Annotated in this window: 21 protein-coding genes; 14 read left to right on the top strand and 7 right to left on the bottom strand. The window is 63.0% G+C overall.

All coding sequences use genetic code 11. The features are described from left to right. Position 1: 1 nt before the first annotated feature. The 5 genes from rsxD (at position 2) to gloA (ending at position 3,697) form a co-directional block, all read left to right on the top strand. Positions 2-1,054, top strand: a complete 1,053-nt coding sequence (rsxD, locus tag OKC29_RS08605) for an electron transport complex subunit RsxD (RefSeq protein ID WP_060390272.1) — start codon at positions 2-4, stop codon at positions 1,052-1,054. A gap of 34 nt (positions 1,055-1,088) precedes the next feature. Next, on the top strand, positions 1,089-1,721 hold the full coding sequence (gene rsxG / locus OKC29_RS08600; RefSeq protein WP_011706453.1) for an electron transport complex subunit RsxG: 633 nt from the start codon (positions 1,089-1,091) through the stop codon (positions 1,719-1,721). A 16-nt stretch (positions 1,722-1,737) separates the two neighbouring features. Beyond that, entirely contained in the window at positions 1,738-2,496 is a 759-nt protein-coding gene (locus OKC29_RS08595) for an electron transport complex subunit E (RefSeq protein WP_024944880.1), read from the top strand. Positions 2,497-2,510: 14 nt separating this feature from the next. After that, positions 2,511-3,152, top strand: a complete 642-nt coding sequence (gene nth, locus OKC29_RS08590) for an endonuclease III (protein ID WP_017408071.1) — start codon at positions 2,511-2,513, stop codon at positions 3,150-3,152. 131 nt (positions 3,153-3,283) lie between these two features. Further along, positions 3,284-3,697 (top strand): lactoylglutathione lyase, encoded by a 414-nt coding sequence (gene gloA, locus OKC29_RS08585; RefSeq protein WP_011706456.1) that lies wholly within the window; start codon positions 3,284-3,286, stop codon positions 3,695-3,697. Positions 3,698-3,761: 64 nt separating this feature from the next. Here gloA and OKC29_RS08580 read toward each other — a convergent pair whose 3' ends face one another. After that, on the bottom strand, positions 3,762-4,637 hold the full coding sequence (locus tag OKC29_RS08580; RefSeq protein ID WP_024944879.1) for a flagellar protein MotY: 876 nt from the start codon (positions 4,635-4,637) through the stop codon (positions 3,762-3,764). A 68-nt stretch (positions 4,638-4,705) separates the two neighbouring features. Next, positions 4,706-6,679, bottom strand: a complete 1,974-nt coding sequence (locus tag OKC29_RS08575; RefSeq protein ID WP_073350700.1) for a methyl-accepting chemotaxis protein — start codon at positions 6,677-6,679, stop codon at positions 4,706-4,708. Positions 6,680-6,827: 148 nt separating this feature from the next. Here OKC29_RS08575 and rnt point away from each other — a divergent pair, with 148 nt between their 5' ends. After that, complete coding sequence (gene rnt / locus OKC29_RS08570) at positions 6,828-7,487, top strand: ribonuclease T (RefSeq protein WP_029300258.1); 660 nt, start codon at positions 6,828-6,830, stop codon at positions 7,485-7,487. Between the two features lie 247 nt (positions 7,488-7,734). Beyond that, on the top strand, positions 7,735-9,057 hold the full coding sequence (locus tag OKC29_RS08565; protein WP_024944876.1) for a Na+/H+ antiporter family protein: 1,323 nt from the start codon (positions 7,735-7,737) through the stop codon (positions 9,055-9,057). Positions 9,058-9,431: 374 nt separating this feature from the next. On the opposite strand, the gene OKC29_RS08560 is transcribed toward OKC29_RS08565, so the two are convergent. The 4 genes from OKC29_RS08560 to ydiJ form a co-directional block, all read right to left on the bottom strand. Further along, positions 9,432-11,327 carry a DEAD/DEAH box helicase gene (locus tag OKC29_RS08560; protein WP_016351112.1) on the bottom strand — a complete coding sequence of 632 codons (1,896 nt, stop codon included), beginning with the start codon at positions 11,325-11,327 and terminating at the stop codon, positions 9,432-9,434. 180 nt (positions 11,328-11,507) lie between these two features. Continuing rightward, complete coding sequence (locus OKC29_RS08555; RefSeq protein ID WP_073350701.1) at positions 11,508-11,969, bottom strand: hotdog fold thioesterase; 462 nt, start codon at positions 11,967-11,969, stop codon at positions 11,508-11,510. 126 nt (positions 11,970-12,095) lie between these two features. Continuing rightward, positions 12,096-12,584 carry a hypothetical protein gene (locus tag OKC29_RS08550; protein WP_073350703.1) on the bottom strand — a complete coding sequence of 163 codons (489 nt, stop codon included), beginning with the start codon at positions 12,582-12,584 and terminating at the stop codon, positions 12,096-12,098. Further along, positions 12,584-15,643 (bottom strand): D-2-hydroxyglutarate dehydrogenase YdiJ, encoded by a 3,060-nt coding sequence (ydiJ, locus tag OKC29_RS08545; protein ID WP_162275719.1) that lies wholly within the window; start codon positions 15,641-15,643, stop codon positions 12,584-12,586. Before ydiJ ends, OKC29_RS08550 begins: the two co-directional genes overlap by 1 nt. Before the next feature lie 169 nt (positions 15,644-15,812). Between ydiJ and OKC29_RS08540 the strand changes: the two genes are divergently transcribed. From OKC29_RS08540 to OKC29_RS08530, 3 genes are all read left to right on the top strand, one after another. Continuing rightward, the gene (locus OKC29_RS08540) at positions 15,813-16,739 is read left to right on the top strand and encodes a cation diffusion facilitator family transporter (RefSeq protein WP_011706465.1); all 927 of its coding nucleotides are present in this window, start codon (positions 15,813-15,815) and stop codon (positions 16,737-16,739) included. A gap of 312 nt (positions 16,740-17,051) precedes the next feature. Then, complete coding sequence (locus tag OKC29_RS08535) at positions 17,052-18,587, top strand: TerC family protein (protein WP_073350707.1); 1,536 nt, start codon at positions 17,052-17,054, stop codon at positions 18,585-18,587. Positions 18,588-18,768: 181 nt separating this feature from the next. After that, positions 18,769-19,890, top strand: coding sequence for an alkene reductase (locus tag OKC29_RS08530; protein WP_073350710.1), 1,122 nt, complete (start codon positions 18,769-18,771; stop codon positions 19,888-19,890). A gap of 86 nt (positions 19,891-19,976) precedes the next feature. Here OKC29_RS08530 and OKC29_RS08525 read toward each other — a convergent pair whose 3' ends face one another. After that, a complete protein-coding gene (locus tag OKC29_RS08525; RefSeq protein WP_270669259.1) occupies positions 19,977-20,996 on the bottom strand; it encodes an adenosine deaminase in 1,020 nt (339 codons plus the stop codon). A gap of 214 nt (positions 20,997-21,210) precedes the next feature. Between OKC29_RS08525 and OKC29_RS08520 the strand changes: the two genes are divergently transcribed. The 4 genes from OKC29_RS08520 to asnB all read left to right on the top strand — a co-directional run bounded on the left by OKC29_RS08520 (position 21,211) and on the right by asnB (position 25,957). After that, a complete protein-coding gene (locus OKC29_RS08520) occupies positions 21,211-21,960 on the top strand; it encodes an HAD-IIA family hydrolase (protein ID WP_011706469.1) in 750 nt (249 codons plus the stop codon). 69 nt (positions 21,961-22,029) lie between these two features. Beyond that, positions 22,030-23,604, top strand: a complete 1,575-nt coding sequence (locus OKC29_RS08515; protein ID WP_011706470.1) for a cation:proton antiporter family protein — start codon at positions 22,030-22,032, stop codon at positions 23,602-23,604. A gap of 126 nt (positions 23,605-23,730) precedes the next feature. Then, positions 23,731-24,099, top strand: a complete 369-nt coding sequence (locus OKC29_RS08510) for a cupin domain-containing protein (RefSeq protein ID WP_073350713.1) — start codon at positions 23,731-23,733, stop codon at positions 24,097-24,099. Between the two features lie 193 nt (positions 24,100-24,292). After that, a complete protein-coding gene (gene asnB / locus OKC29_RS08505) occupies positions 24,293-25,957 on the top strand; it encodes an asparagine synthase B (protein WP_029300238.1) in 1,665 nt (554 codons plus the stop codon). Positions 25,958-25,971 lie beyond the last annotated feature (14 nt).

The raw sequence follows: 25,971 nt of genomic DNA, 5'->3' as shown, positions 1-25,971 counted from the left end.
CATGTTCAATATCGCGAGTGCGCCGTTTGCCCACAACCGCAAACAGACCCAAACCCTGATGTTGCTGGTGATCCTGGCCTGCCTGCCCGGTTTTCTGGCGCAGAGCTGGTTCTTTGGTTGGGGCACCCTGATCCAGATCCTGCTGGCGCTGGTCACGGCGCTGGGCTCGGAGGCGCTGGTGCTGCGCCTGCGCGGACGCCCCGTCAAACCGGCCCTGTTGGATGGCAGCGCGGCCCTGACCGCCGTGCTGATCGGTCTCTCCCTACCGCCGCTGCTGCCCTGGTGGATGCTGGTGCTGGGCACGGCGTTTGCCATCATCATCGCCAAACACCTCTATGGCGGGCTGGGTCAAAACCTATTCAACCCCGCCATGGTGGCCTATGTGCTGCTGCTGGTCTCCTTCCCGGTACAGATGACCAGCTGGCTGCCGCCCTCCAGCATCGCCGCCTATGACATCGGCTTTGGCGATGCGGCCTCGGTGATCTTCACCGGCTTCAGCCTCGACGGTTACAGCATGGCGCAGCTGAAACAGGGGGTGGATGGGCTGACCATGGCCACGCCGCTCGACACCCTGAAAACCGGGCTGACTCAGGGCCTCACCGCCGGCGAGGTGATGACCCACACCGTATTCGAAGGCTGGGGCGGCATCGGCTGGAGCTGGGTCAACCTTGGCTACCTGCTGGGCGGCCTGTTCCTGCTGCAGCAGAAGGTGATCAACTGGCGCATTCCGGGGGCCATCCTCGGCTCCTTGCTGCTGGCGGCCACCCTGGGTTATCTGATGACCCCGGATGCCACCGCCACTCCCATGTTCCACCTGTTCAGCGGCGCCACCATGCTGGGGGCCTTCTTCATCGCCACCGATCCGGTGAGTGCCAGCACCACCCCGCGCGGCCGCCTGGTCTATGGCGTGCTCATCGGCGTGCTGGTCTATGTCATCCGCCGCTTTGGCGGCTATCCGGATGCCTTCGCCTTTGCCGTGCTGCTGGCCAACCTGTGCGTACCGCTGATCGACAGCCTGACGCGCCCGCAAGTCTACGGAGCCCGCCGCAAATGATCCTCGCGCACACTTCACCCTCAGGAATGATGCAATGTTAAAGAGCATGCGCAAAAACGGCGTCACACTCGCCCTGTTTGCCCTCGCCTGCACCGCCGTGGTGGTGCTGACCAACGAGCTGACCCAGGGGCGGATCGCCCATCAGCAGCAGCTGGAGAAGCTGCGCACCCTCTCCGCCCTGCTGCCGGAGGGGAGCTATGACAACGATCTGGTCGCCAGCTGCAAGCTGGTGCAGAGCCGACGCTATCTGGGCAGCGACCAAGCCATGCCGCTCTACACCGCGACCAAGCAGGGCGAAATCACCGGCTATGCGCTGGAAACCGTCGCCCCCGACGGCTACAGTGGGGCCATTCGCCTCATCGTGGGCACCGATGCCAAGGGCGCCGTGAGCGCGGTACGGGTGTTGGCCCACAAGGAAACCCCCGGCCTTGGCGACAAGATCGAGCTGAAGAAGTCGGACTGGATCAACAGCTTCGTCGGCAAGTTTCTCAGCCACGACAACGAGGCCAGCTGGGCCGTGAAGAAAGACGGCGGCGAGTTCGACGCCTTCACCGGTGCCACCATCACCCCCCGGGCCGTGGTCAAGGCGGTGAAGAACCTGTTGCTGCTGCAACAGGAGCACCCAGAGTTGCTGCGCGACGCCCCCGCCTGTGACGCCACCCCCTAACGCCGGAGCACAAGCTATGGAACAAGTCGATGTGATTGACGGGCAGAGCCCGCTCAGCGAGAGCAATGGCCGCCGCGAAGAGCTCAAGGAGCTGATGCTGCAGGGGCTGTGGAAGAACAACCCCTCGCTGGTGCAGGTGCTGGGCCTCTGCCCCACCCTGGCGGTCTCTTCCACCTTCACCAATGCGCTGGGGCTCGGCCTTGCCACCATGGCGGTGCTGGTCAGCTCCAACCTCGCCATCTCGCTGGTGCGCAACCTGGTACCCAAGGATATTCGCATCCCGGTCTACGTGATGATCATCGCGGCGCTGGTGACCAGCGTGCAGTTGCTGATGAACGCCTACACCTACGGCCTCTATCAGGCGCTCGGCATCTTCATCGCCCTCATCGTCACCAACTGCGTCATCATCGGCCGGGCCGAAGCCTATGCCTCCAAGAACCCGCCGCTGCTGGCGGCCCTCGACGGTTTCATGATGGGGCTCGGCTTTACTCTGGTGCTGCTGGTGCTGGGTGGGCTGCGCGAGATCATCGGCATGGGCACCCTGTTCGACGGTGCCGATCTGCTGCTGGGAGAGTGGGCCAAGTCACTGCGCATCGAGCTGTTCCACGCCGATGCCAGCCTGCTGCTGGCAATCCTGCCCCCTGGCGGCTTCATCGGTCTCGGCCTGATGATCGCCGGCAAGAACGCCATCAACGACTGGATGGGTCGCAAGCAGAGCGCCGAGAAGGCCCACTGCAGCGTGCCGGCCGCGGGTGCCCGCGCGACCCAGCTCTGAGCCAAGAGAGAGCCATGAACAATCAGAAACGTAGGCAGATACTGGAGCGACTGCGGGACGACAACCCCCACCCCACCACCGAGCTCAACTTCAAGACGCCGTTCGAGCTGCTGATCGCCGTGCTGCTGTCGGCCCAGGCCACCGATGTCAGCGTCAACAAGGCCACCGACAAGCTCTACCCGGTGGCCAACACCCCCCAGGCCATGCTGGAACTGGGGGTAGACGGGGTCAAGGAGTACATCAAGACCATTGGCCTGTTCAACACCAAGGCCGAGAACGTCATCAAGACCTGCGCCATCCTGCTGGAGCGCCACGGCGGTGAAGTGCCGGAGAACCGCGAAGCCCTCGAGGCCCTGCCCGGGGTCGGCCGCAAGACCGCCAACGTGGTGCTCAACACCGCCTTCGGCTGGCCCACCATCGCCGTCGATACCCATATCTTCCGGGTCTCCAACCGCACCGGCTTTGCGGTGGGCAAGAACGTCGATCAGGTGGAGGAGAAGCTACTCAAGGTGGTCCCCGCCGAATTCAAGCTGGACGTGCACCACTGGCTGATCCTGCACGGGCGCTACACCTGTCTGGCTCGCAAACCGCGCTGCGGTTCCTGTATCATCGAGGACTTGTGCGAGTACAAGGAAAAGGTCTACCCGGAGAGCTGAACACGGCTGCCGGCTCGCAAACGGCGCAGCCATGGCGCCGCTTCTGGCGAGCACGGGCTTGAGCCAAACGCCGGTATCCGTCCCCTGGGCGGCACCCATACCACAAGAACCACTACCCGGAGAATTGAGCAATGAGAATCCTGCATACCATGTTGCGCGTCGGCGATCTGCAACGCTCCATCGACTTCTATACCCGAGTGCTGGGGATGAAACTGCTGCGCAAGAGCGAGAACAGCGAATACAAGTACACCCTGGCCTTCGTCGGCTACGGTGACGAGAAAGATGAAGCGGTGATCGAACTCACCTACAACTGGGGTGTCAGCGAGTACGAGCTGGGCTCGGCCTATGGTCACATCGCGCTGGAAGCGGACGACATCTACGCCACCTGCGAGGCGCTGCGCGCCGCTGGCGCCAAGATCACCCGCGAGCCGGGCCCGGTCAAGGGCGGCACCACCGTCATCGCCTTCGTGGAAGATCCGGACGGTTACAAGATTGAGCTGATCGCCAAGAAGGATGCCGGCAGCGGCCTCGGCGACAGTTTCTGATCCAGACTGAGCCCCGAAAAACAAAAAGAGCGCCAAGGCGCTCTTTTTTATGGATTCGTTTTCTTCAGATGGCGCCGTTGCGGCCCATGTTGATCACCACCCGCCGGTTCTTGGCGCGACCATCTTCGGTTTCGTTGGAAGCGACGTGCTGCTTCTCGCCGTGCCCCTCCACCGAGATCTTGCCGGGTTCGATGCCCAGATCCACAAACACCTTCTTGATGGCATCGGCCCGTTTCTCGGAGAGCTTCTGGTTCGGCCAGCGGCCGCCATAGCTATCGCTGTAAGCGTCGATCACCACCACGTCGATGCTCTTGTCCACCTTCACATACTCGCCGATCATCGCCAGCCGCCGCTTGGAAGCCAGCGACAGCTCGTCACTGTTCTTGTCATAGGTGAGCACACTGAAGGCGATGTCGTTGAAACTGTAGGGCAGCAGACCATTGAGGCAATCCACGAAGGCCTGATACTTGACCCGGAAGTTGACCGAGGAGAGCGAGACCCGCACCGGTCGATTCTGCCGATACCAGTCGCGATACTGGAAGGTCGGCATGCGACCCCCTTCCAGCTCGTCCAGCATGGTCCAGGCGGTCTGCCCCTCCACCAGCCCGTCAAACTGCTGGTAAAAGCGCAACTGGCTCACTTCCCGCCCGGCGATACCGGGGCGCCAGACCGGCGGCATGATGCCCAGGCTGACGGTCTGGGTCTGGGCCTGCTGGCGCAGCCCCTTGAGCTCGAAGTCCAGATTGATCTTGCGACCAGCGCGGCTGACGAATGCCCCCGTGCCCCAGTTGGGGATGGGGTGCTCGAGCCGGCACTCCACCTGGGTGTCGGAGGTCAAACGCCAGACGGATTGATCCAGGCCGGCACCGAATTCGGTGACTCCCGCCTGTAACTGCATACTCACGGATATGCTGACCAACCCCAACATCCAAGCGTTCAACTGCCTGCCCTCCACACGATCTCAGGTTAGATATCGGCAGGGGCAGGACAAGCTTTAGGGCAAACCGATCAGTGGGTCGAGGCGGCGTCCATCAGTTTGAATCGGGCGATACGCCCCGCCAGCTCCCGTGCCAGCTGATCCAGCTCGGTGCTGTTTTGCTGCAGGGTTTCCGAGTGCAGGCGATGCGCCTCGTATACCTCGCGAATGGTCATCACGTTGTGCTGGATGTCGTCGGTGACATAGCGCTGCTCCTCGGTGGCGGTGGCCACCTGGGCGGTCATGTCGCTCACCTTGCGCACTTCGTTGACGATGTCGGTCAGCTCGCTGCCCGCCCGCTTGGCCTCGGTCACGCTCAGCCCCGCCTGCTCGGTCCCCAGGTGCATGGCGGTGACCGCCTGATTGGCCCCCTGTCGCAGCCGCACCAGCATCCGCTCTATGTCGTCGGCGGCCTGCTGGGTGCGCGACGCCAGCGCCCGCACCTCTTCCGCCACCACCGCAAAACCGCGGCCGGATTCGCCGGCGCGGGCCGCCTCGATGGCGGCGTTGAGGGCCAGCAGGTTGGTGCGATCCGAGATCTGTTTGATGAGGTTGAGCGCCTCACCCACCGATTCGGTGTCCTGATGCAGGCTATCCACCAGCTGCTGGGTATCACTCAAGGTACCCGCGACCTGCTGGATGGCATCGATGGTCTGATCCACCTCTTTGTCACCCTGCCGGGCCCGGCCGATGGCCTGCTGGGTCGCCAGCGAGGTCTGGGTCGCGTTGCGTGCGATCTCGGCGACCGTCGAAGCCATCTCGGTGGCGGCCGTCGCCACCAGATCCACCTGGCCAAACCCCTTGGCCACCCCGGCGTTGACGTCGGCAATGACGTTGGCCGAGGCGGCGGCGCTGCGGGCCAGCACCTCGCAGGAACGGCGCACCGCCAGCATCAGTCCCTCCAGATGTTCGAGGAAGTGGTTCAGATCCCGCGACAGCGCACCCAGTTCATCACCGGATCGCCAGTTGACCCGCACCGTCAGATCGTTCTCCTGCACCAGCCGCTTGAAGGTATGGTGCAGGGCCATGAAGCCCAGGTGCAGATCCCGCACCACCCGCCAGCAGATGAAGCTGGTGAGCAGCACGCACAGCAGGACTCCGGTGGCGGCCCACCAGAAGTCGCTGGCGCTCTTCGCCCGCATCTGGTCCACCCGCTCGGACAGCTGCTGATAGAGGCGGTCTTCGCTCTCCTTGAGCAGGCTGATCTTGTCGGTGCTCAAGGCAAACCAGGCCTCGGCATCCACCCCGAAGCCGCCGCTGGCCGCCTTGTCCAGCGCCAGCTTCTCCATGGCGGCCACCTTGCTCACCACCGGCGAGGCCAGGCTGTCGGCCAGCAGCTGACGCTGGGAGGGGCTCGCCACCGCCTGAAAACGCTCAAGATAGGTATTTTGGGCCGCCAACAGGGAGATGAACTGCTGCAACAGCGCCGGCGTGAAGCTGTCGCGGCCGAACACGTTGCTTAAGGTTGCCCGCTCCAGCCCCATCCGCTCCTTGCTCTGCAAGAAGGCGGCATAGGCATTGGTCTGCAGCGCTATGGTGGCATCCCGGCTATTGATGCTGATCTGATCCACCACCGCCAGCAACTGGGTGATCATCCGGGTATAGAAGCTGACCTGCTCCGCCACCTCGACCCCTAACGCACTGACCCGCTCGCGCATGGCGGTGAGCCCGGCCAGCTCCTGCTGCACCTCTTTGAGTGCCAGCAGGGCGGGATCCTCACGAAAGCGCTGCAGCAGGGTGTCGACCTGCTTGCGCTGCGTCGGCAGGGCATCGCGAAACTTGTTGCCACCGGACCCCAGGAAGCCAGCCGACATGCCACGCTCCTTTTGCAGCTCGTGGGCCAATTGCGCCGCTTCCCGCACCACCGCCAGTGCGGCCTGGGCCTGACTCATCTCCTGCTCGACCCGATAACGCTCATAGACGTATCGGCCGGAGAAGAACAGCAAGGCCAGCAGTGGCAGGCAGACCACCAGCAACATTTTGTGCGCCAATCCCAGCTTCTTCATCGTTGCTCCCCATTCCATTGTTGAAGTGGTCAATTATAAGTCCGCGTGTCGATAATAGAATCGGCCAGCGTGCCGATGGTGGCCGATGAGGGACAAAGGCCGGCTTTTTTGCCATAATGCCGCCTCATTTCACGCCGACCGAGATACCATGACCGACGCTGTTCACACCCTCAAGGGCCGTTTTCGTGGCTTTTACCCCGTCGTCATCGATGTTGAAACCGCCGGGTTCAATGCCAGAACCGACGCCTTGCTGGAAATCGCCGCCTATACCCTCAAGATGGACGAGCAGGGCTGGCTCGTGCCCGACCAGATCTTCCATTTTCATGTCGAGCCGTTTGAAGGGGCCAATCTGGAAAAAGCGGCGCTGGAGTTCACCGGCATCGATCCCTTCAATCCGCTGCGCGGCGCCGTCAGCGAGAAAGAGGCGCTGACCGAGATCTTCAAGGGCATCCGCAAGGGGATGAAGGAGCAGGATTGCGGCCGCGCCATCATAGTGGCTCACAACGCCACCTTCGATCACGGCTTCGTCATGGCCGCCGCCGAGCGGGCCGGCCTCAAGCGCAATCCGTTCCATCCGTTTGCCACCTTCGACACCGCCGCCCTCTCCGGCCTGGCGCTGGGCCAGACGGTGCTGGCCAAGGCGTGCCAGAGCGCGCGCATTCCGTTTGACAATAAAGAGGCGCACTCCGCCCTCTACGACACCGAGCGCACCACCGAGCTGTTCTGTCATATCGTCAACCGCTGGAAGAGCCTGGGTGGCTGGCCCCCGGCCCACCCGGACGAGGTAGCCGACGACGCCAGCGAGTAACGACGCTCCCTTCCCAAGAGGCTGCCACGGCAGCCTCTTTTCTTGCGCCATCTGGTTTGACCAGAATGTCGAAAAAAGGCCCATCCAGCACCGTTTTTTATCTCTCTCGACTCTTCACCTGGGTTGAACCGCCGGGAATGCTGTAGATAGGCCATTCACCTGATTTTTTACTCGACATTTGTCACATTTTTCGCAAACTAACTGCCTTTCACACGACAGACAGCAACACAAACTATAAGGAAAGCAAATGAATCCTGTTGTTATCGCGGTGGCGCTGATGCTGGTGCTCAGCCTGCTGCGGATCAATGTGGTGGTCTCTCTCGCCATCGGCGCCATCGTCGGCGGTCTGATCGGCGGTCTCTCCCTCGAGCAGACCCTCAGCACCTTCAGCGGTGGCCTGGGTGGCGGCGCCGAGATCGCCCTCTCCTACGCCATGCTGGGGGCCTTCGCAGTCGCCATCTCCCGCTCCGGCATCACGGATCTGCTGGCACGCAAGGTGATCAGCCAACTCGGCAAGGATGCCAGCAGCTCCCGCATCCTCTGGGTCAAGGCCCTGCTGCTCAGCTCGGTACTGGGGGTCTCCATCTCCTCCCAGAACCTGATCCCGGTCCATATCGCCTTCATTCCCATCCTGATCCCGCCACTGTTGCACGTCATGGCCCAGATGCAGATCGACCGTCGTCAGGTGGCCTGCGTCATCACCTTTGGCCTGACCGCGACCTATATGCTGCTGCCGGTGGGCTTTGGCGGCATCTTCCTCAACAACATCCTGGCCAAGAACCTGATCGACAACGGCGTGCCGGTCGAGCACAGCCAGCTGCCGCTGGCGATGGCCATTCCGGTGCTGGGTATGTTCGTCGGCCTGCTGATCGCCGTCTTCTTCAGCTACCGCAAACCGCGCCAGTATGATCTGGAGAAGATCCTGGCCGCCGAGCCGGAAACGGTCGATCTCAACCTCAACCACATCTGGGTCGCCCTGCTGGCCATCGCCGTGGCACTGGGGCTGCAGCTGATGACCAACAGCATCGTGCTGGGGGCGCTGGCCGGCTTCGTCATCTTCACCTGTGGCGGCGTCATCAAGTTCCGCGAGAGCCAGGATGCCTTCACCCAGGGCGTGCGCATGATGTCCCTCATCGGTTTCATCATGATCTCCGCCGCCGGCTTCGCCGCCGTGATGAAAGAGACCCACGGGGTGGAGAGCCTGGTCCAGGCCGTCTCCGGCATGATGGCGGGCCACAAGGGGCTGGCCGCCTTCTTGATGCTGCTGGTGGGCTTGCTCATCACCATGGGGATCGGCTCCTCCTTCTCCACCGTGCCCATCATCGCCACCATCTATGTGCCGCTGTGCCTGCACCTCGGCTTCTCCCCGCTGGCGACCATCTCTCTGGTCGGCACCGCCGGCGCCCTGGGGGATGCGGGCTCCCCCGCCTCCGACTCGACCCTGGGCCCCACCTCGGGCCTCAACGCCGACGGCCAGCACGACCATATCTGGGACAGCGTGGTACCCACCTTCATCCACTACAACATCCCGCTCATCATCTTCGGCTGGATTGCCGCCATGGTGCTCTAAGCCCCCAAGATAGATGCATAAACATAAAAGGCGACCCCGGGTCGCCTTTTTGCTGCCTTCATCGCGATGGCATAGACCCGGACAAACCAGCCCGGGCACCCCTCTCAGCCTCAGCCTGCTATTCTGCTGACCCCTTTCCTTTTATGCGGATGTGGCTCGCAGCCCCCCGCTACCCAGCATTTACCCGTCTCTTCCCTGCCCTATCCCATTCCACACAGCCAGGACGATGTCAGGCCAACCCATCGACGATATCCACGGTGCGCCATAAACTTACCCATCCACATCACCCATGTGGCACTGCGGCGCCTCCTGGGTGAACGACGGGTAACAAAAAGGCCGCTCGATGAGCGGCCTTTTTAGCTAGCAGTCAGGGTTTAGCTGTCGCGGCGCTTGCCACCGAATTTGCGACCCTTGTCGAAACCGCCTTCACGGCGATCCTTGTTGAAGGGACGGTCACCCTGCGGACGGCGATCCTTGTTGAAAGGACGGTCGCCACGGAACGGACGATCACCACGGGGCGGACGGGGAGCAGTGTTGCTGCCGGCCGGCACTTCGGTGTAGCGGCTGATCTGCAGCGGACGCTGGCAGACACGGGCCTTCTTGATCACTTCCAGCACTTCGGCGCTCATGCCCTTGGGCAGATCGACGGTGGAGAAGTCATCGGCGATGTCGATGTTGCCGATGAAACGGCTCTCGATGTTCGCTTCGTTGGCGATGGCACCCACGATCTGGCCCGGCTTGACGCCGTGATGGGCACCCACGTCGACGCGGTAACGCTCCATCTCCACGTCCGGGTTGTCTTTGAGCGGACGCGGCTCCAGGGACGGCATGCGACGAGCCGGGCGATCGCCACGGTCGGCGAAATCACGGCCACCACGGTCGTTGAAGTCACGACGCTCGAAACCACCGCGATCGTTGCCGGCGTTGAACACCGGATCCGGAATGGAGTCATCCAGCAGCAGCGGTTGGTCGCCCTGTACCAGCTTGGCCAGTGCGGCAGCCAGCTCCAGCGGATCGGCAGAGTCTTCTTCGATCAGCTCGTTCACCAGGTTCACGTAGATCTCGAGCTCTTCGCCCATCATGGTTTCGCGGATGCGCTCCTTGAACTTGGCCAGACGGTGCTGGTTGATGTCCTCGGTGCTCGGCATCTTCATCGGCTCGATGGCCTGACGGGTTGCGTGCTCGATGGCGCGCAGCATGCGACGCTCGCGCGGTGCCACGAACAGGATGGCTTCGCCCTTGCGACCGGCACGACCGGTACGGCCGATACGGTGAACGTAGGATTCGGTGTCGTAGGGGATGTCGTAGTTCACCACGTGGGTGATGCGCTCAACGTCCAGACCACGGGCGACCACGTCGGTGGCGATCAGGATGTCCAGCTGGCCTTGACGCAGCTTGTCGACGGTACGCTCACGCAGCTTCTGCGGGATGTCACCGTGCAGCGCTTCACAGGCGTGACCACGGGCAGCCAGCTTGCCAGCCAGTTCTTCGGCGGCGTTCTTGGTGCGTACAAACACCAGCAGGGCTTCGTAGGGTTCGACTTCCAGCAGACGGGTCATGGCGTCCAGCTTGTGCAGACCGGTCACCTGCCAGTAACGCTGGCGGATGGTGGTAGCGGTCGCAGTCTTGGAAGCGATCTTGATCTCTTTGGGCTGCTTCAGATGCTTCTGGGCCACACGACGGATCTGCTCCGGCATGGTGGCGGAGAACAGGGCAACCTGACGACCGGCCGGGCACTGTTCCATGATCCAGTCCACGTCGTCGATGAAGCCCATGCGCAGCATCTCGTCCGCTTCGTCCAGCACCAGGGCTTTCAGGCCGGAGAGGTCCAGGTTCTTGCGACGGATCAGGTCCATCACGCGGCCCGGGGTACCCACGACAACCTGAGCACCGCGGCGCAGGGCGCGGGTCTGGGTTTCGTAGGAGGCGCCGCCGTAGATGGGCAGCACGTGGAAATCAGGCATGTGGTGGGCATAGCGTTGGCACGCTTCAGCCACCTGCAGGGCCAGTTCACGCGTCGGTGCCAGCACCAGGATCTGGGTGTTGCGGTTACCAGCTTCCAGACGAGACAACAGAGGCAAGGCAAAAGCAGCGGTCTTCCCTGTACCGGTTTGCGCCTGCCCCAGCAGATCGTGGCCCGCCATCAGGTGGGGAATTGCTGCGGCCTGGATGGGGGACGGGCGCTCATAGCCCACGTCCTGCAGCGCTTTCAGTACAGGCGCGGCCAGTCCAAGCTCACTAAAAAGGGGCAGTTGTTCGGTATCAGACATAGATTCTTCCAGATTAAGGCAGGCGGCTAACACCGCGGAATAGCAAAAAGGCGGCGATTATAGCGCCACTTTGTTCTGCTGTCTTGAAAAATGTGATAAGCCTCTCAAGACGTTGGCAATTATAGAGGGATCTTGCGACTATGGCTTGCTTATTTTTCACTCATGGTGCGTTATTGCAGATCACGCTTCGCCAGAGTCCTTGTCCCGCTTGTGTTTGAGCACCGCCATGGTCAACCGGCTGGTGCACAATAAACGACCACGTTCATCGCGAATTTCTATCTGCCACACCTGAGTCGTCGCCCCCAGATGCAGTGGCGTGCAGCGCCCCGTCACCACCCCTTCCCGCTTGGCCCTCAGGTGGTTGGCATTGACCTCCAGCCCGACACAATAACTGTCAGGCCCGACCGCCATGTTGGCCGCGAGCGATCCCAGCGTCTCCGCCAGCACCACAGAGGCGCCGCCGTGCAGCATGCCGAGCGGCTGATGGGTACGGTGATCCACCGGCATGGTGGCCTCCAGCCAGTCGGGACCAAAGGCGGTATAGACGATGTCGAGGTGAGCCATCAGGGTGTTGCGAGAGCTGGCGTTGAGCCCTTCAAGGCTCATGGGCTTGCGCCAGATGGTGCTGCTTTCTTGACTCATGGTGAACGGACTCCTTGCGTGATCAACGGGTTATCGCTGCGCCGTAGCGGCAAACCAGCAGTGTCGGCGAAAAAGGAGCAAAAAAAAAGATGCCCACGCTGGGGCATCTTGCATCGAGGTTGACCCTCACCAGGGATAGGTCACCCCTGGCCACTCGGCCCAGGGCTGGTCCCGCCCCGGCAGGCGCGGCGCGGGCCACTGCCATACCTTGCCCAGCCAGGCGCGCAGTTCGGCCTCCAGTTCGGCATCGGTGAGCGGCGCCTCGGCCACCTTCCAGAAGAAGAGCTCCACCGTCACCTCCGGCAGCACCGAGGGGTAGAGGTAAACCCCGCCCCAGAACTCGGGCTCCCGCGCCGGGCTCCAGAGGCCATAGGCAAAGGAGCGCTTGGCCAGAAATTCGGAGTGCTGCCACTCCAGATCGGCCTCGTGCTGACTCAGGCTGAAATTGGCGGAGGGCCACACATCGTCCGGGCGAAACAGCTGATGAAGCTGCTCGCGCTCGCGCAGCATGGCGACGAACTCCACCACCGCCTGGGTCGGATTGACCGGCAGCAGCAGGAAGTGCGGGTGCCGGTAGGCTTGCGGCACCCGAAACCGCTTGGGCAGGGTCAGCATCAGAGCAGTTCCAGCAGGGCCTGCAACGGGTGTTTGAGCTTCTCCCCCTCCATCCGCTTGACCTGGCTGCGGCACGAATAACCGGTGGCCAGACAACGGGCTTGCGGCAGGCGAGCCAGGGGCTCGGCCCAGCTCAGGCCATAGATGCCCTTGGAGTTCTCCACCTGTTTGGCATCGTGGCCATAAGTGCCCGCCATGCCGCAGCAGCCCACCGACACCGGTTGCAGGGTGGCACCGAAGCGGCGGAACAGGGCACTCCAGTCACCGTGAGTCGACGGCTTGGCGGTCTTCTCGGTGCAGTGGGCGAACAGATACCAGGGCTCGGCGCCGGCGTCTGCTTCTCGCACCGGCAACGCATCGGCCGGCAAGGAGAGCAGCCACTCCTGGGGCAGCAGCACCTGGAAGTCGCCACGGGCGGGGCCGAGCGCCTTCACGTATTCGTCCCGATAGCAGAGCACCAGGGAAGGATCGACCCCCACCATGGGGATGCCGAGCGCCGCCACCTTGTTGAGGAACTGGGCGCTGCTGGCGGCAGTACGGGCGAAGGCGCGCAGGAAACCCTTCACGTGCTGGGGCTTGCCGTTGGGCTTGAACGGCAGCAGATAGGGCTGCAGGCCGAGCTTGCTGGCGAGCTTCACCAGGTCACGCACAACGGGGGCGTCGTAGTAGCTGGTGAAGGGATCCTGCACGATGAGCACCACTTTTTTACGCTGCTCGGGGCTCATGGCCTCCAGGCCCGGCAAGTCGAAATAGCGGGCGCGATGGTCGCGCAGCTCCTCGGACAGGGTCGGCACGCTCAATAGCGGCACGTCCACCATGCCGATGCTCTTCTCGGTCGCCTTCTGGGCCCACTCTTTCTCGAGGAAGAAGTTGACCAGTTTCGGCGCTTTGGCCAGCAGGGGGGCATAGCTCTCCACCGTGCCGACGAAGTAATCCTTGGGGCCGCGCAGGTAGCGGCTGTGATAGAGCTGCATGAAGCGGGCGCGGAAGGTGGGCACATCCACCTTGATGGGGCACTGGCTGGTGCACGCCTTGCAGGCCAGACACCCCTCCATCGCCTCCATCACCTCGTGGGAGAAGTCATACTCGCCGCGGGCGCGGGCCACTGTGTTGCGAAACTTGTCGACAATCTGCTTGAAGCGCAGACCGCCGCTTTGCAGGGCCACCTCCTCACTCAGCGGATCGAAGCCCTGCTCGGCCAGCTGGCGCAGCCATTCGCGCATCAGGCCGGCCCGCCCCTTGGGAGAGTGACGGCGGTCGCGGCTGATCTTGACCGAGGGGCACATGGGGGAGTCTGTCTCGAAGGTGAAGCAGAGACCATTGCCGTTGCAATCCAGCGCCCGGGTATAGCTGGTGCGCACCGCCAGCGGGATCTGGCGGTCGAACTTGCCGCGCTTGGGCCCATCCACCGACACCAGCTCGGCGCCACTGCCATAAGGCATGCAGATCTTGCCCGGGTTGATGCGGTTGGCGGGGTCAAACGCCCCCTTGACCCGTTGCAGCTCCTCCCACAGCTCACCGAAGAAGGCGGGGCTGTATTCGGAGCGAAAGCCCTTGCCGTGCTCCCCCCACATCAGGCCGCCATATTTGGCGGTGAGCGCCACCACCTGATCGGAGATGCGCCGCAGCAACACCTCCTGCTCGGGATCGCACAAGTCCAGCGCCGGGCGCACGTGCAGCACCCCGGCATCGACGTGGCCGAACATGCCGTAGTCAAGGCCGTGAGCATCCAGCAGGGCTCGAAACTCCATGATGAAGTCCGCCAGCGACTCCGGCGGCACGGCGGTGTCTTCGGTGAAGGCCACCGGCTTCTTGCGCCCTTCAGCGTTGCCGAGCAGCCCCACCGACTTCTTGCGCATGGCGTAGATGGTCTCGATGCTGGCCAGGTGGTTGCACACCTGATAGCCGATGATCCCCGCCTCCCCCTTGGCCAGCAGGCCGTCGATGCGCCGACACAGCTCGGCCACCTTGGCCTTGTGCTCATTCTCGTCAGTGTCGGCAAATTCGACGATGTTGAGCCCCTGCAGATCCTTGCCCGGCACCTCCTGAATGAACTCTTTGACCGAGTGCCAGATGATGTCAGCACGGGCCAGCCCCAGCACCCGGGAGTCCACCGTCTCCACCGACAGCGCCTGGGCCTGTACCATAAAGGGGGCATTGCGCAGGGCCGACGGGAAGCTGTCGTACTTGACGTTGACCAGGGTACGGTAGCGCGGGATGGGGGTGATGTTGAGCCTGGCCTCGGTGATAAAGCCCAAGGAGCCTTCCGAGCCACACAGCACCCGGCTGACGTCCAGAGTGTCGGTATCGGGTTGATAGAGGTGCTTGAGATCGTAACCAGTCAGAAAGCGGTTGAGCTTGGGGAAGGTGGCCTCGATGTCGGCGCGCCGCTCCTTGCCGATGCGATAGAGGGTGCGATAGATCTCCCCTTCACGGCTCTCCAGCGCCAGCTTGTCCGCCAGACGCGGGCCGGTCACCGGCTCGGTGGCCATGAGATCGCCGTTTTCCAGCACGGCCTTGAGGCCGAGCACGTGATCCGAGGTCTTGCCGTACACCAAGGAGCCCTGCCCCGAGGCGTCGGTGTTGACCATGCCGCCCAGGGTAGCGCGGTTGGAGGTGGAGAGATCCGGCGAGAAGAAGTAGCCGTGGGGCTTCAAATAGGCGTTGAGCTGATCTTTGACCACCCCGGCCTGGGCCCGCACCCAGCCCTCTTCCAGATTAATTTCCATGATCTGGTTCATATGGCGCGAGAGATCGACGATAATGCCGCCGCCCAAGGATTGACCATTGGTGCCGGTACCGCCGCCGCGAGGGAAGAAACTCAAGGTTGCGTACTCGGGCCCCTGGGCCAGCTTGAGCATCACCGCAATATCGTCCGCACTGCGCGGATAGAGAACCGCCTGAGGTACTACCTGATAGACGCTGTTATCCGTCGCCATCGCCAACCGGCTTGCATAAGACTTTTCGATATCACCACGAAATGCTGATCGCGCCAGCAACTCAAGAAACTGCAGGGTTGTAGGTGACAAACTGTCCTGGTAATCGAGTCTCGGGATCATGAATCCTTGTTCCCTTCCTTTGCTTGATGCCGGAACTCCGGCGACAACGACCGTTCGGGCCAGCCTCTTCGCGGGCCCCCGAACCAGTCCGCTCACATGTGAGCGGGCAGTATATCAGCTAGAAAACCGCTTGCGCGCGCAATCTTCACCATTTGAAAGGAGGACTTTTATGGCTCATTACAGCCATGTTATCAGTACGCTGATCCGCACCGAAAAACAGGCGCTGACCCTGTCGCTGTTTGGTTGCATCACCTTTGCCATTTTCGGGATCGGCTATGGCCTGTTCGTCGGTTCCAACGCCATCATGCTGGACGGCATCTTCACCCTGTTCAGCATGGGCATGACGGGGCTGGGGCTCATCACCGCCTACCTGGTTACCCGCCCCTCCGACGCCCGCTTTCAATACGGCTACGCCCACTTCGAGCCCATCGCCAACGTCATCAACGGCACCATCATTCTGCTGCTCTGTCTGGCGGCACTCTACAACGGCCTCACTACCCTGCTGGCGGGCGGACGGGAGATCGATCTCGGCCACGCCCTCATCTATGCCGTCGTCTCCACCTTCTTCTGCGGCATCATCTACCGGGTCGAGGCCGACGTGGCCGAGCGGGTCAACTCCGAGCTGGTGCGGGTGGACTCCAAGGAGTGGCTGGTCGACACCCTGCTCAGCACCACCCTGCTCATCGGCTTCGTGGTCGCCATCGGCCTCGATGCCATCGGCTACGGCCACTACAACCGCTACATAGACCCGGTGCTGGTCTCGCTGCTGGCCCTGTGCGCCACCCTCATCCCCATCAAGGTGCTCGGTCGCAACCTGCGGGAAGTGCTGAAGATCGCCCCCAAGGGGGATGTCTCCCGGCTGGTGGCCAGCGAAGTCGAGGCCCTGCGCCTGCGCCATGGCATCGAGTGCTACAGCCATCTGGCGAAAAGCGGTCGCCGCTTCGATCTCGAACTCAACATTCTGGTAGCCCCCGGCCAGGAGTGGCCCGTCGAACGCCAGGATGCCCTGCGCCAGGAGCTCTGGTCCCGCCTCGGCGATACCCTGGGGGACGCCTGGCTGTCGGTCTGCTTCACCCGCGAGAAACGCTGGCTGTAAGCCGCAAGGCGGGGCTTGCCTGGCAAGCTCCGCCCGCCTCTGTCGCCCGCTGGGCGAGCGCGCCTCCCCCGGTGCTTCCCGCCCCCTCTTGCCAAATACGGGATTCCCGTTATCATCAGGGCTCACTTTTAACCCGAGGTTTTATTGCCCATCATGGACAATCCCCGAAGTTGCCCTTCGTTTCTTCCCGTCAAAGCCTATCTTTATCTGCTTAATCAGCGCCTCTGAATAACGCCATTGCCTTGCTGTCACTGCGGCCATCGTACGCCGTGCTCACTCTCTGCTCTGTCTGTTTTTTATTGAGGTCACTACATGGAATTGCTGCTGGATCCCCACATCTGGATCGGTCTGTTTACCCTGATCGTTTTGGAAATCGTGCTCGGGATCGACAACCTGGTCTTCATCGCCATCCTGGTGAAAAAGCTGCCCCCCGCCCAGCGCGACAAGGCCCGCGTCATCGGCCTGTCGCTGGCCCTGCTGATGCGCCTGGGGCTCCTGAGCGTGATGTCCTGGCTGGTCACCCTGACCACCCCCATTTTGCACCTGTGGGATCACCCCTTCTCCGGTCGGGACCTGATCCTGATGGGGGGCGGCCTGTTCCTGCTGTTCAAGGCCACCTCCGAGCTGCATGAGCGGCTGGAGGCCAAGCCGCCCGAAGACGGGCCGGTTGGCGCCTACGCCAGCTTCGGCGTGGTGATCACCCAGATCCTGGTGCTGGATGCCATCTTCTCGCTGGACTCCATCATCACCGCCGTCGGCATGGTGGAACACCTCGGCGTCATGATGGCGGCCGTCACCATCGCCATGGTGGTGATGGTGCTGGCCTCCAAGCCGCTGACCCGCTTCGTCAACGCCCACCCCACAGTGGTGGTGCTCTGTCTGAGCTTCCTGCTGATGATCGGCTTTAGCCTGGTGGCGGAAGGGTTCGGCTTCCATATTCCGAAGGGTTACCTCTACGCGGCCATTGGCTTCTCGGTGCTGATCGAGTTCTTCAACCAGCTCTCCCAGCGCAGTGCCGAGCGCCACGAAGCCAAGCAGCCCCTGCGCGAGCGCACCACCGCCGCCATTTTCAAACTGATGGGCAGCAAGGCGTATCAGGACCGACCGGACGACGATCTGGACGCCCCCGCCGCCGAGCCGGTCAGCTTTGGCGAGGAGGAGCGCTACATGGTGACCGGGGTGCTGTCGCTGGCCGAACGCTCCATCCGCACCATCATGACCCCGCGCTCCGAGATGGCCTGGATCGACGTCAACGACTCCAATGACGAGATCCGTGCTCTGTTGCAGCAGGAGCCCCACAGCCTGTTCCCGGTCTGTGACGGAGATCTGGACGAGGTGATCGGGGTGGTCAAGGCGCGCGACCTGCTGTTTGCCCTCAACGAAGGGCAATCCTTGAGCGAGCTGGCCAAGCAGAACGACCCCATCATAGTGCCGCAGACCATCAACGTGATTAAGCTGCTGGCGGAGCTGCGCCAGGCCAAGGGCAGCCTCATCCTGGTGGCCGACGAGTTCGGCGTGATCCAGGGGCTGGTGACCACCCACGACCTGCTGGAGGCCATCGTCGGCGAACTGCCCGACGAAGACGAAACGCCAGACATCATCCGCGATGGGGAAGGCTGGCTCATCAACGGCAGCACCAACATCCACCACGTGGAGCAGGTGCTGGAACACGAAGGGCTGGTGAGCGAGAGCGACGAGTACGTGACCCTGGCCGGCATGCTGCTCTCCCACTTCGGCACCCTGCCCGCCCCGGGCCAGCAGCTGCAACTGCAGCAGCTTGGCTTCGAGGTGGTCGAGGTGAGCGAGCGGCGCATCGAGCGGGTGCGCGTCATGCCGCTGGATGCCTGACGTCATTGCGTGAACCATGCAGAAAGGGGGCCTTGCGGGCCCCCTTTTTTATTCAGGTGCCCCCCTGCCCCCTCTTTTCACCATTGCTGTCATCAGCGCAATTCTTTTCTGCAATTACCCCTCTTTTTCGCAAGGGATACCGGCACTAGAGTGAGCCCATCATCACCATGAGGAATTCACCATGCACCACGATCACCTGTTCTGCCCCCTGCGTCTCGGCCAGCTGCACCTCAACAATCGCATCGTCATGCCTCCCATGACCCGCTCCCGCGCCAGCCAGCCCGGTGACGTGGCCAATGCCATGATGGCCACCTACTACGCCCAGCGCGCCGGGGCCGGCCTCATCATCAGCGAAGGCACCCAGATTGACCCCATGGGCAAGGGCTACGCCTGGACGCCGGGGATCCACAGCGCCGAGCAAGTGGCCGGCTGGAAGCAGGTGACCGACGCCGTCCACGCCAAGGGCGGCACCATGTTCGCCCAGCTCTGGCACGTGGGCCGGGTCACTCACCCCGACAACCTCGGCGGTGCCCAGCCCATCTCCTCCTCCGCCATTCAGGCGAAAGGGGTGCGGGTGTTCGTCGACAACGGCAGCGATGCCCCCGGGTTCGTCGAAACCGTCACCCCGCGCGCCATGAGCCAGGCCGATATCGACGCGGTAGTGGGGCAGTTCCGTCAGGCGGCTCGCAACGCCATGCTGGCCGGCTTTGACGGCATCGAGCTGCACGCCGCCAACGGCTACCTCATCAACCAGTTCCTCGACTCCGAGTCCAATACCCGCACCGACGGCTACGGCGGTTCCTTGGAGAACCGGCTGCGTTTCCTCAAAGAGGTGACCGAGGCAGTCTGCAGCGAGATCGGGGCCGACCGGGTCGGGGTGCGCCTCGCGCCGCTCACCACCCTCAACGGCACCGTGGATGCCAACCCGCAGGAGACCTATCTGGCCGCCGCCCGCCTGCTGGGCCGGCTCGACGTGGTCTACCTGCACATCGCCGAGGCGGACTGGGACGATGCCCCGCTGATGGCGGAGGGCTTCAAGCAGGGGCTGCGCGACGCCTTCCCCAACACCCTCATCTATGCCGGCAAGTACGACGGCGAACGTGCCCGGGCGGCGCTCGAGGCGGGATGGGCCGACATGATAGGCTTCGGTCGCCCCTTCGTGGCCAACCCCGATCTGCCCGAGCGGCTGCGCCACGGTTATCCGCTGGCCCCTCACGACCCGGCCACCCTGTTCGGCGGTGGCGAAAAGGGCTTGATTGACTACCCGACCTATCAGGCGGCCCCCCAGCCCCACACGGCCTGAGTCACACCCGCCCAGGCATAAAAAAACGCGCCCACCCTCTCTGGTGGGCGCGTTTTTTTGCCTGTCATGCTTGCCGGCGCCGCAGGCTAATGGAGGCTGACCCCGTAGCAGGCGGCGTAGCTTCTGATCTCCCGGGTCAGCCGCGCCTTGTCGGCCAGGCTCAGCCAGCTCGCCTCCACCGCGTTCAGTGACAAGCGGCAGAGCTGGTTCATGCTGGCCCCCAGCTTATGGGCCAGGGCGTGGAAGTTGGCATTCATGTAGCCGCCGAAATAGGCGGGATCGTCGGAGTTGATGGTGACGCACAGCCCCTGCTCCAGCAGCGCCAGCACGTTGTGGTGGGCCATCTTGTCAAACACCTTGAGACGGGTGTTGGAGAGGGGGCAGACGGTGAGCGGCAGCCGGGTATCGGCCAGATAGCGCAGCAGATCGGGATCGTCGACGCAGCGCACCCCGTGATCGATGCGCCGCACCTCAAGTTCCCGGATAGCCTGCCAGATATACTGCGCCGGCCCCTCTTCGCCGGCGTGGGCCACCACCGGCAGCCCCAGCTCGCGGCAGCGGGCAAAGACCCGGGCAAACTTGCTGGGCGGGTTGCCCTGCTCCCCCGAGTCGAGGCCGATGCCGTGAATGCGCGACAGGAAGGGAGTGGCCTGTGCCAACGTGGCAAAGGCATCTTCTTCGGGCAGGTGGCGCAAGAAGCTCATGATGAGCCGCCAGCTAATGCCAAACTCCCGCTCTCCGCGCTGCAGCGCCCGCTCGATGCCGCCCAGCACAATGGCGAAGGGCACGCCACGGGCGGTGTGGGTCTGGGGGTCGAAGAAGATCTCCACGTGCACCACCTTGTCGGCGGCGCAGCGTTCCAGATAGGCCCAGGTGAGGTCGAAGAAATCCTGCTCGGTGATGAGCACGCTGGCCCCCAGGTAGTAGAGATCAAGGAAGGATTGCAGACAGTCGAACTCGTAGGCGGCGCGCACGCTGGCCACGTCGGGCCAGGGCAGGGCCACGCCGTTGCGCTGGCCCAGGGCAAACATCAGTTCCGGCTCGAGCGAGCCTTCGATATGGAGGTGCAGCTCCAGCTTGGGCAGACCGGCAATAAAGTTATCCATGATGACGGCTCCATCGGTTCACAGACAGCGGGACCAGCCAGTGGCAGAGCGGATCCCTCCCCTCTGTCGTTCATTGTGCACCTATCTCTGTTTATGGGGGAGACTTGTCATCAAACAGACTTATAATGGCGTCACAAAAACAACATAACTATTTGAAGATCTTGAGAGTTGGCGCAACTTTCCGCCGCCTCTTGCGCCTACACAAGGAGTCCCCATGAAGAAAAACGTCATCTGCGACATCGACGGCGTCATCCTGCACAACAACGATCTGGTGCCCGGTGCCGACCGCTTCGTCCACCGCCTGCTGGAGCAGGGCAGCAAGCTGCTGTTTCTGACCAACTACCCGGCCCAGACCCAGAAAGATCTGCAAAACCGCTTCCGCTCCGCCGGGATCGAGGTGCCGGAGGAGTGCTTCTACACCTCCGCCATGGGCACCGCCGACTTTCTCAAGCGCCAGGACGGCAAGAAGGCCTATGTGATCGGCGAAGGGGCGCTGACCCACGAGCTCTACAAGGCCGGCTTCACCATCACCGACATCGACCCCGACTTCGTGGTGGTGGGTGAGACCCGCAACTACAACTGGACCATGATGCAGCTGGGGGCCAAGTTCGTCGATCAGGGGGCCCGCTTCATCGCCACCAACCCGGATACCCACGGCCCCATGATGCACCCGGCCTGCGGCGCCCTGTGCGCCCCCATCGAGCGGATGACCGGCAAGAAGCCGTTCTACGTCGGCAAGCCAAGCGCCTGGATCATCCGCGCGGCGCTCAACCGGATGGAGGCCCACTCCGACGACACCATCATCATCGGCGACAACCTGCGCACCGACATTCTGGCAGGCTTCCAGGCCGGCCTCGAGACGGTGCTGGTGCTCTCCGGGGTGAGCAAGGTGGCCGACATCGACCGCATGCCGTTTCGGCCGAACCACATCTTCGATTCAGTGGTGGATATCGACATCGTCTGATCCCTGCCGGCTGACGGGCCGGCCTGGCGCAAGGCCAAGGCCTGCCTCGTTACCCCTGAAGGACGCGCAATGGAACCTGTCATGATCGCCGTGGCCTTTGGCTGCGGCATGCTGGTCAACCTCATCGGCCTGCCGCCCCTGCTGGGCTTTCTGGCGGCCGGCTTTCTGCTCAACGGCATGGGCTATCAGAACACCCCGGCCCTGAACGAAATCGCCGATCTGGGCGTCACCCTGCTGCTGTTCACCATCGGCCTCAAACTCAACGTCAAGATCCTGATGCGGCGCGACGTCTGGGGCACCACCAGTTTGCACCTGCTGCTCTCCACCCTGCTGTTCACCGTGGTGCTGCTGGTGTGCAAGGGGCTCGGGCTGGCACTGGCCATGTCGCTGGACTGGCGGCTGGCGCTGCTGCTGGGCTTTGCCCTCTCCTTCTCCAGTACCGTGTTTGCGGTCAAGGTGCTGGAGGAGCGCAGCGACATGAACGCCCTCTATGCCCGCCTCGCCGTCGGCGTGCTGGTGATGCAGGATCTGTTCGCGGTGGCCTTCCTGGCGGTCTCCAGCGGCCAGTGGCCCAGCATCTGGGCGCTCTGGATCCTGGGCCTGCCACTGCTGCGCCCCTTGCTGCTGAAATTGCTGGAGCGGGCCGGTCACGGCGAGCTGCAGGTGCTGTTCGGGATCTTCCTGGCGCTGGTGGTGGGGGCTGCCGGCTTCGAGGTGGTGGGTCTCAAACCGGATCTGGGGGCGTTGGTCATCGGCATGCTGATCGCCTCCCACCCCGCCTCCGCGGGGCTGGCCAAGTCACTCTTTAACCTCAAAGATCTGTTTCTCATCTGCTTCTTTCTCACCATCGGCCTCAACGGCCTGCCGACCCACGACACCATGTTGCTGGCGCTGGCGTTGGTGCTGGCCCTGCCGCTGAAAAGCGCGCTCTACTACCTGGTCTACAGCGGCGCCCACCTGCGGGTGCGCACCGCCCTGCTCTCCACCCTGGCGCTCACCAACTTCTCGGAGTTTGGCCTGATCGTCGCGGCCATCGCCGCCAAGGCGGGCTGGATCTCCCACGAGTGGCTGGTTGCGCTCTCCTTGGCGCTGGCGGCCAGCTTCATGATCTCGGCCCCCCTCAACGGCCAGAGCGAGCGCATTTACCATCGGCTCGGCAACTGGCTGCGCGGCATGCAGGCCACTACTTTGCACCCGGAGGACAGGCCCATCGAGCTCGGCGATGCCGAGGTGATCATCCTCGGCATGGGGCGGATCGGTCAGGGCGCCTACTTCGAGCTGGAAAACAAGTACGGCACCGTGATCCTCGGGGTGGAGAACGACAGCGAGAAGCTGCCTACCCTGCGCGCTCAGGGCATGAACGTGATCGAGGGGGATGCCACCGATACCGACTTCTGGGACAAGGTGCTGCTCTCCAACCAGGTCAACCTGGTGCTGCTGGCCATGCCCCACCACTCGGGCAACCTCTACGCCATCGAGAAGCTGCGCAGCCACGGCTTTGCCGGCAAGATTGCCGCCATCGTCCGCTTCGAGGACGACATCGCCTCCCTGAAAGAGCAAGGGGTGGATGCGGTGTTCAACGTCTACGACGAAGCGGGCAGCGGCTTTGCCCGTCACGTCATCAAACGGCTGCAGCCACGCTGACGGAGGGCGGCGGTCCCCTTGGCAAGGGAGACGGTATCGTTTACGTTATACGCAACCTCGTTTAATAAAACGAACAACCACGGGGCCTGGATGGCCCCGTTTTTTATCCCTTGCCAAGGAGGCAGCATGAAGACCCTTAACGACTGGATCCTGCTCGACCGCCACGAGGCGGCCCCCACCCCGCTGATGCCCACCCCCGAGCGCCTGCGCGCCGGCAATCCGCGCCAGACGGTATGGAACCACTACTCAGACCCGAGCCAGCAGTTTCACGTCGGCTTCTGGGCTTGCGAGCCCGGCCGCTGGGCCATCCACTACACCGAGCACGAGTATTGCCAGCTGCTGGAAGGCGAGGCAGTGATCCACGACGGCCAGGGCGGCAGACTGCCCCTCAAGCCCGGCGATCAGTTCGTCATCCCGGCCGGCTTTGTCGGGGAGTGGGAGACCCTCACCCCCTGCCGCAAGCTCTATGTGATCTTCGAGCCCGCCGCGACTTGACGTCTGCGTCAACCCCGGCCGCCGTAGCCGCCCTTTTTCAGGCCGATCGGGTTGACGTGTACGGCATGATTTTCTGCGGTTTTCCCGCTTGCAAAAGGTTTTTGCACTAGGCATTGTGATTGGCGAGGAATGTAAATGGAATTTCGAGCCCGAACGTGGGGGGCTCATATAAAAATCAAGAGGATTACCGCCAATGTGTTCTATTTTCGGCATTCTGGACATCAAATCCGATGCGGCCGCGCTGCGCAAATCGGCGCTGGAGATGTCCAAGCGATTGCGTCACCGCGGTCCTGACTGGTCCGGCGTCTACAGCTCCGACAAAGCCATTCTGGTGCACGAGCGCCTGGCCATCGTCGATCCGGGCAACGGCGCCCAGCCGCTCTACAACCCCGAGCGCACCCACGTGCTGGCCGTCAACGGCGAGATCTACAACCACAAGGAGCTGGAGAAGAACCTCAAGGTCGACTTCCAGTTCCAGACCCACTCCGACTGCGAGGTGCTGCTGGCCCTCTACAAGGAGAAGGGCCCCGCCTTTTTGGATGATCTCAACGGCATCTTCGCCTTCATCCTCTATGACGCCGAGCAGGATGCCTACCTGATTGGTCGCGACCACATGGGGATCATCCCCCTCTACACCGGCCGCGACGAGCACGGCAACTTCTACGTCGCCTCCGAGATGAAGGCGCTGGTACCGGTCTGCAAGAGCGTCGAAACCTTCCCGCCGGGACACTACCTGTGGAGCAAGGATGGCGAGCTTAAAACTTGGTACAAGCGCGACTGGATGGAGTACGGCGCGGTCGAGCACAACGTCAGCGACAAGGCCGAGCTGAAAGCCGCGCTGGAAGCGGCGGTCAAGCGCCAGCTGATGTGCGACGTGCCCTACGGCGTGCTGCTCTCCGGCGGGCTGGATTCGTCCGTCATCTCCGCCATCACCAAGCTCTATGCCGCCCGTCGGGTTGAAGACGATGGCAAGAGCGAAGCCTGGTGGCCACAGCTGCACTCCTTCGCCGTCGGCCTGGAAGGCTCGCCGGATCTCGCCGCCGCCCGCAAGGTGGCTGATCACCTCGGCACCATCCACCACCAGATCCACTTCACCGTGCAGGAAGGACTGGATGCCCTGCGGGACGTCATCTATCACCTCGAGACCTATGACGTCACCACCATCCGCGCCTCCACGCCGATGTATCTGATGGCCCGCTACATCAAGGCGATGGGCATCAAGATGGTGCTCTCCGGCGAAGGCTCCGACGAGCTGTTCGGCGGCTACCTCTACTTCCACAAGGCGCCCAACGCCCGCGAATTCCACGAAGAGAACGTGCGCAAGCTCGCCTCTTTGCACCTCTATGACTGCCTGCGCGCCAACAAGTCGATGGCCGCCTGGGGGGTGGAGGGTCGCGTGCCCTTCCTCGACAAGGAGTTCATGGACGTGGCGATGCGCCTGCAGCCTGCCGACAAGATGTGTGGCAAAGGAAAGATCGAGAAGCACATCCTGCGCGAAGCGTTCGAGGATCTGCTGCCCCACGAAGTGGCGTGGCGCCAGAAGGAGCAGTTCTCCGACGGCGTAGGCTATTCGTGGATCGACAGCCTCAAAGCCATGGTCGAGGAAGAGGTGACGGATCAGATGTTCGAGGCGGCGGCCTTCCGCTTCCCCGTCAACACCCCGCTCACCAAGGAGGCCTACTTCTATCGCGCCATCTTTGACGAGCACTTCCCGCTGGAGTCCGCGGCCCGTACCGTGCCTTACGGCAAGTCGGTCGCCTGCTCCACCCCGACCGCGCTGGAGTGGGATGCCAAGTTCAAGGAGATGGCCGACCCCTCCGGTCGCGCCGTGATGGACGTCCACCAGCAGGGTTACTGATCTGCCGGCGACCG

It is taken from the genome of Aeromonas sp. QDB34 (genome assembly GCF_027705405.1).
Classification (GTDB): domain Bacteria; phylum Pseudomonadota; class Gammaproteobacteria; order Enterobacterales; family Aeromonadaceae; genus Aeromonas; species Aeromonas hydrophila.
This window is presented reverse-complemented; position numbering and strand designations above follow the sequence as displayed.

Excerpts from the sequence above, each read along its gene's own strand:
- OKC29_RS08565 (WP_024944876.1), top strand. The coding sequence starts at position 7,735 with ATGAATCCTGTTGTTATCGCGGTGGCGCTGATGCTGGTGCTCAGCCTG.
- ydiJ (WP_162275719.1), bottom strand. The coding sequence starts at position 15,643 with ATGATCCCGAGACTCGATTACCAGGACAGTTTGTCACCTACAACCCTG.
- rsxG (WP_011706453.1), top strand. The coding sequence starts at position 1,089 with ATGTTAAAGAGCATGCGCAAAAACGGCGTCACACTCGCCCTGTTTGCC.
- gloA (WP_011706456.1), top strand. The coding sequence starts at position 3,284 with ATGAGAATCCTGCATACCATGTTGCGCGTCGGCGATCTGCAACGCTCC.
- asnB (WP_029300238.1), top strand. The coding sequence starts at position 24,293 with ATGTGTTCTATTTTCGGCATTCTGGACATCAAATCCGATGCGGCCGCG.
- rnt (WP_029300258.1), top strand. The coding sequence starts at position 6,828 with ATGACCGACGCTGTTCACACCCTCAAGGGCCGTTTTCGTGGCTTTTAC.
- OKC29_RS08520 (WP_011706469.1), top strand. The coding sequence starts at position 21,211 with ATGAAGAAAAACGTCATCTGCGACATCGACGGCGTCATCCTGCACAAC.
- OKC29_RS08540 (WP_011706465.1), top strand. The coding sequence starts at position 15,813 with ATGGCTCATTACAGCCATGTTATCAGTACGCTGATCCGCACCGAAAAA.
- OKC29_RS08515 (WP_011706470.1), top strand. The coding sequence starts at position 22,030 with ATGGAACCTGTCATGATCGCCGTGGCCTTTGGCTGCGGCATGCTGGTC.
- OKC29_RS08525 (WP_270669259.1), bottom strand. The coding sequence starts at position 20,996 with ATGGATAACTTTATTGCCGGTCTGCCCAAGCTGGAGCTGCACCTCCAT.
- OKC29_RS08595 (WP_024944880.1), top strand. The coding sequence starts at position 1,738 with ATGGAACAAGTCGATGTGATTGACGGGCAGAGCCCGCTCAGCGAGAGC.
- OKC29_RS08535 (WP_073350707.1), top strand. The coding sequence starts at position 17,052 with ATGGAATTGCTGCTGGATCCCCACATCTGGATCGGTCTGTTTACCCTG.
- OKC29_RS08555 (WP_073350701.1), bottom strand. The coding sequence starts at position 11,969 with ATGAGTCAAGAAAGCAGCACCATCTGGCGCAAGCCCATGAGCCTTGAA.
- rsxD (WP_060390272.1), top strand. The coding sequence starts at position 2 with ATGTTCAATATCGCGAGTGCGCCGTTTGCCCACAACCGCAAACAGACC.
- OKC29_RS08510 (WP_073350713.1), top strand. The coding sequence starts at position 23,731 with ATGAAGACCCTTAACGACTGGATCCTGCTCGACCGCCACGAGGCGGCC.
- nth (WP_017408071.1), top strand. The coding sequence starts at position 2,511 with ATGAACAATCAGAAACGTAGGCAGATACTGGAGCGACTGCGGGACGAC.
- OKC29_RS08530 (WP_073350710.1), top strand. The coding sequence starts at position 18,769 with ATGCACCACGATCACCTGTTCTGCCCCCTGCGTCTCGGCCAGCTGCAC.
- OKC29_RS08550 (WP_073350703.1), bottom strand. The coding sequence starts at position 12,584 with ATGCTGACCCTGCCCAAGCGGTTTCGGGTGCCGCAAGCCTACCGGCAC.
- OKC29_RS08575 (WP_073350700.1), bottom strand. The coding sequence starts at position 6,679 with ATGAAGAAGCTGGGATTGGCGCACAAAATGTTGCTGGTGGTCTGCCTG.
- OKC29_RS08560 (WP_016351112.1), bottom strand. The coding sequence starts at position 11,327 with ATGTCTGATACCGAACAACTGCCCCTTTTTAGTGAGCTTGGACTGGCC.